Origin of the sequence: Roseomonas sp. TAS13 (assembly GCF_001950415.1) — a bacterium.
GTDB lineage: Bacteria > Pseudomonadota > Alphaproteobacteria > Acetobacterales > Acetobacteraceae > Roseomonas > Roseomonas mucosa.
Genome location: NZ_BDLP01000511.1, coordinates 1 through 2,541, shown reverse-complemented (window position 1 = coordinate 2,541; position 2,541 = coordinate 1). Strand labels below are relative to the sequence as shown.

General features: G+C 74.1%; 4 protein-coding genes. 3 read left to right on the top strand and 1 reads right to left on the bottom strand.

Annotated features, from left to right (window positions below):
- The coding region (locus ROTAS13_RS22895) for a helix-turn-helix domain-containing protein (RefSeq protein ID WP_216348725.1) at window positions 1-541 on the bottom strand (541 nt) is incomplete at its 3' end.
- Window positions 542-586: 45 nt separating this feature from the next.
- Here ROTAS13_RS22895 and ROTAS13_RS22890 point away from each other — a divergent pair.
- The 3 genes from ROTAS13_RS22890 (at window position 587) to ROTAS13_RS22880 (ending at window position 2,509) form a co-directional block, all read left to right on the top strand.
- On the top strand, window positions 587-1,654 hold the full coding sequence (locus ROTAS13_RS22890; protein ID WP_079253301.1) for a DUF2332 domain-containing protein: 1,068 nt from the start codon (window positions 587-589) through the stop codon (window positions 1,652-1,654).
- A 122-nt stretch (window positions 1,655-1,776) separates the two neighbouring features.
- Window positions 1,777-2,151 carry a DUF2946 family protein gene (locus tag ROTAS13_RS22885; RefSeq protein ID WP_019462545.1) on the top strand — a complete coding sequence of 125 codons (375 nt, stop codon included), beginning with the start codon at window positions 1,777-1,779 and terminating at the stop codon, window positions 2,149-2,151.
- Window positions 2,152-2,317: 166 nt separating this feature from the next.
- Window positions 2,318-2,509, top strand: coding sequence for a hypothetical protein (locus tag ROTAS13_RS22880; protein WP_075823534.1), 192 nt, complete (start codon window positions 2,318-2,320; stop codon window positions 2,507-2,509).
- Window positions 2,510-2,541: the final 32 nt, after the last annotated feature.

Below are 2,541 nucleotides of genomic sequence, written 5' to 3'. Positions count from 1 at the left end.
GGCCCAGCAGCCGGGCCGCGCCCGCCGCGATCCGGGGCGGGTGCAGCGCCCAGTCGCTGCGGGCCGCCTCGGCGGCCAGCGCGCGCAGGGCCCGTTCGAGCGGCCGTTCCCCCGCCGGGGGAGGTTCCTCCGGCGGGATGGAGAGGGCGACCGGGACGCCCCAGAGCAGGGCGGCCACCTCCTCCAGCGAAATCTGCCGCGACAGGGCGACCGCGTCCTGGCCGCGATAGCGGAAGCCGCCGCCATCGATCAGCGTCAGCGAGGAGCGCAGCACCGGCTCCCCCCAGTCGGTGGTGGAGGCGGCGATGTCCCGCCGCGCCCGCCCTCGCCCCCGCCGTTCCAGCAGCAGGGCCACGTCCTGCGCGTCATAAAGGCTGCGCCGGGGATCGCCAGGCGCCGCGACGGCGCGGACCAAGCCACGGCTCACATAGCTGTAGAGGGTCTGCCGCGAGACGCCGAGGCGCGCCGTGGCCTCCTGGGCGGTCAGACAAGGGCTGGCGGGTTCGGTGATGTTGATCATCTCGATCAAGATTGACGGCAACCCCTGCCGCGATCCTCCTTGCCGCGTCAAGCGCAGGAGATGCGGATGCCCGCGACGCCGCCGGAACGGGAAAAGATCCTCGCCAGCTTCGCCCGGCAGATCGGCTGGTGCGACAGTCTTGGCTCGCCCTTCACCGCCGGGCTGTTGCGCCTGCTGGCTGCGGATCTCGCCGCGGGCGGCCCCACCGCCGCGCTGGTGGACCACTGGCCCGGCGACCCGGTGGCCGATGCGCTGCCACTGCGGCTGGCGGGCGCGCTGCACGCCCTGGTGCTGAGCGGCGCGGCGCCGGAACTCGCCGCCACCTATCCGCCGCGGGCGGGAGCGGGGCCTGAACGGCTCGGCCCCGTGCTTCCAGGGGTGCTGGCGGCGCATCGCGCCTTCATCGGGGGCTTCCTGGCCTCGCCGCCGCAGACCAACGAGGTCGGGCGATCGGGCGTGCTGCTCGGCGGCTTCCTGCGGATCGCGCGGGACACCGGTCTGCCGCTGGCCCTGCTGGAGATCGGCGCCAGCGCCGGCCTCAACACGGTGTGGGACCGCTTCCACTACCGCCTGGGCGGGGCGTCATGGGGCGATCCCGCCAGCCCCGTGCATCTGGCCCCGGCTTGGGAAGGCGGGCTGCCGCCGCTGGATGCGCCGCTGCGCGTGGCGTCGCGCCGGGCCTGCGACCTTTCGCCGATCGACCTGGAGGATTCGGCCCAGCGCCTCCGCCTGCGCGCCTATGTCTGGGCGGACCAGCGCGAGCGCCTGGCCCGGCTGGAAGGCGCCATCGCCGTGGCGCGGGCAGCCGGGCAGCGCGTGGAACGGGCCGATGCGGCTCCCTGGGTCCGGGCGCACCTGGCTGAAGCGGAGACCGGGTGCGCCACCATCCTGTACCATTCCATCATGTGGCAATACATGCCCAGGGAGACGCGCGAGAGCATCGCCGGGACGCTGCGGGAACGCGGTGCGCGCGCCACCCCGGAGGCGCCGCTCGCCTGGCTCCGCTTCGAGCCGCCCACTCCGGAGGCCCGGCCGGAGCTGCGGCTGACCCTCTGGCCGGGCGGCGCGGAGCACCGGCTCGCCACCGCGCAGGCCCATGGCAGCCAGGTGACCTGGCTGGACGGCGGGGCATAACGGACAGGGGAACCGGCGCGGAACAGGGCACGCTCCGGAATGGTGGCCCGAGTGCTGACGTCCGAACACCGGGCCCCTGGCCGTGACAAGGCTTGCGGCGGCTGATACGCATGCGGCCATCCATGCGCCAGGTCCGCCGCCCTTTCCTGAGCCTTGTGGCCGTGCTGCTTCTCCTACAGTGGTCGGCGGCGCTGCCTTCCTGTCTCCGCCCCTTCACGGGTACGGCTGCGGCGCAGCTCGTGGAGCTGTGCAGCCCTTCCGGCCTCCATCGCACCATCCTGGTGGGACCGGACGGCAAGGAGGCTCCGAAGGCAAGCCTGCATCCGGGCTGCCCGATGTGCCAGCATGCGGGGGTCGCGCTCCCGCCCGCCCCTCCGGTCGCCATGATCCGGCCCGCTGGCTTCGTGGTGATCGCGCATGACGTCGCCCTGCCCGGCCTGCCGCCAATCCCGCCACGCGGCCCGCCGCAGCAGCCCCGCGCCCCTCCCATCGCCTGATCCCTGACAGGACCGCCGCCCGGGCTCCCCGCCCGCGCGGCCATTCGTCCTGCGGCCGCGGCAGGGCCGGGTCCCATTCCCGGCCCGCTCCGGCAGTTCCGCCCCCAAGCCCATCCCCCGCCATCCGGCGGGACCGGAATTTCGCCTTTCGCAAGGAAACCGCGTCATGACGCTGCGCCGTCGCCGGCTGTTGCCGGCCCTGTTCCTGTCCCCCCTCCTGGCCGCCCTTCCCGCCCTGGCGCAGCAGCCGGGCGCCATCAGCATCGAGCAGCCCTGGGCCCGGGCGGCGGTGCAGGGGGGCACGGGCGGCGTGTTCCTGACCATCCGCAACACCGGCAACACGCCGCCTGTCTCTTGATCACATCTACGCACAGCTCCACCGTAAGGCGA